The organism is Microbacterium sp. BF1 (assembly GCF_019279095.1).
In the GTDB taxonomy this organism is placed as follows: domain Bacteria; phylum Actinomycetota; class Actinomycetes; order Actinomycetales; family Microbacteriaceae; genus Microbacterium; species Microbacterium maritypicum.
This window is the reverse complement of record NZ_JAGYWT010000507.1, coordinates 1-1,709: the sequence shown is the minus strand read 5'-3', so window position 1 is coordinate 1,709 and position 1,709 is coordinate 1. Positions and strand designations below refer to the sequence as shown.

Annotated in this window: 2 protein-coding genes; both read right to left on the bottom strand. The window is 67.9% G+C overall.

Annotated features, from left to right (window positions below; all coding sequences use genetic code 11):
- The coding region (locus tag KZA10_RS14220) for an ABC transporter ATP-binding protein (RefSeq protein WP_218683212.1) at positions 1-690 on the bottom strand (690 nt) is incomplete at its 3' end.
- Positions 687-1,595, bottom strand: coding sequence for a hypothetical protein (locus tag KZA10_RS14215; RefSeq protein ID WP_218683211.1), 909 nt, complete (start codon positions 1,593-1,595; stop codon positions 687-689). The genes KZA10_RS14215 and KZA10_RS14220, both read right to left, overlap by 4 nt.
- Positions 1,596-1,709: the final 114 nt, after the last annotated feature.

The following is a 1,709-nucleotide window of genomic DNA, read 5'->3' as shown; positions in this document are numbered from 1 at the left end:
GCGGCTGAGATCGACCGTCTCCAGACGCCCGGCGTCGAGCCGGTAGTGCCGGCGCGCACGCGCGGCGACGTGGAGGTCGTGGGTGATCGTGACCAGCGCGGCGTCCGTCTCGGTGGCCACCTCGTCGAGGAGGGACATGACGGATGCGCCCGTGTCGATGTCGAGAGCGCCGGTCGGCTCGTCCGCGAGGATCAACACGGGCTTGCGCACGAGTGCCCGCGCGATGGCGACGCGCTGCTGCTCACCGCCGGAGAGTCTATCGGCGATCTGCTCGACGCGATGCCCGAGGCCGACCCGCTCGAGCATGTCGGCGGCGATCTGACGACGATTCCAGAACATGCGCCCCTTGGCATGGCCGAGCGGCATCATCACGTTGTCGATCGCGGTGCGCCCGGGGAGCAGGTTGAACTGCTGGAAGACGAAGCCGACGTTGTCGCCGCGCAGACGGTCGAGCCGTCCCGAGCGCATCCGGCGCACCTCGCGTCCCTCGAACGCGACCGATCCGGATGTGGGTGTATCCAGCATCCCCAGGATGTTGAGCAGCGTCGACTTCCCCGACCCCGACCGTCCCACGATCGAGACATGGTCTCCCGCAGCCACTTCGAGCGTGATGCCACGAAGGATCTCCAGGCGCGAGTCATCGGCCAGCAGGACGCTCTTGGAGACGTCGTCGAGCGCGACGAGACTCACCAGCTCATCCCGCTGTCGCACTGCTCCACTCCCGGGGAGACCTCGTAGCAGAACTCCTCGACCGGAGCGACGAAGCCGGGCACGAACTGGCGGATGCTGTCTTCCTCGGCCAGCCCCTCCGTCACCTCGACCATGACGCCGTCATTGACGCCGAGCATCACGGACCGCTCCTCGGGGTCGGACCCGTCGCCCGCGTCGACCCACACCTTGCCGGATCCCGCGCCGCCCTGGACAGCCGTGACCGGGATCACGAGCGCATCGTCGACCTGACCGAGCGCGAGATCCATCTTCGCGGGGAGCCCGGCGAAGACCGTCTGGTCCGCGGGTACAGCGCAGCGCACGCTCGCGGTGCCCTCAGCCGTCACCTGCACCCCGACGCCGGTGCACGCGAAAGGTGCCGGGCCGCCCGTGATCGTGACGGTCGCCTCGGTCGGGGCGTTGACGAGGCGGTACAGCTGCACGGGGTCGACGGTGGCCAGCAGATGGTATCGGGCTGGGGTGAGCTTGTAGGTCTCGGTCCCGACCGTGGTGGTCTGTCCCTTGACGATGGCGAGCTCCGACACGTCGCCGGCCTCGGGCGCGAGCACGTCGATGTCCTTGCGCGGGTCGTCCTGGCGCACGGTGTAGAGCTTCTGGCCGGAAGCCACCGCCGCGCCCTCCCCCACGTGCACGGCGAGCACCGTGCCGTTGAGCTCTCCACGCACGGCGTAGGCGTCGTCACGCGCGACGTTCCCGCTCAGGCTCAGGGCGTTCACCACCGACCCGCGCTCCACTGCGACGATCGGATCCGTGACAGAGGCCTCGGGGCTGACGACGCTCTCCGCGCGGTCGGGGAAGAAGGCGATCTTGACGAGAGCGGCTGCGCACGCTCCGAAGATCACGACGAGAAGCAATCTGGTCGCCACACTTGTTGTATTGCGTCTGTGGAGCGAGGGTGACGCGACAGCGGTCGTGACACCCGAAGAGTTTGACGACATTTCAGTGCAGTCGTCGAGCGGTTCATTCTTCATTCAGGTTAA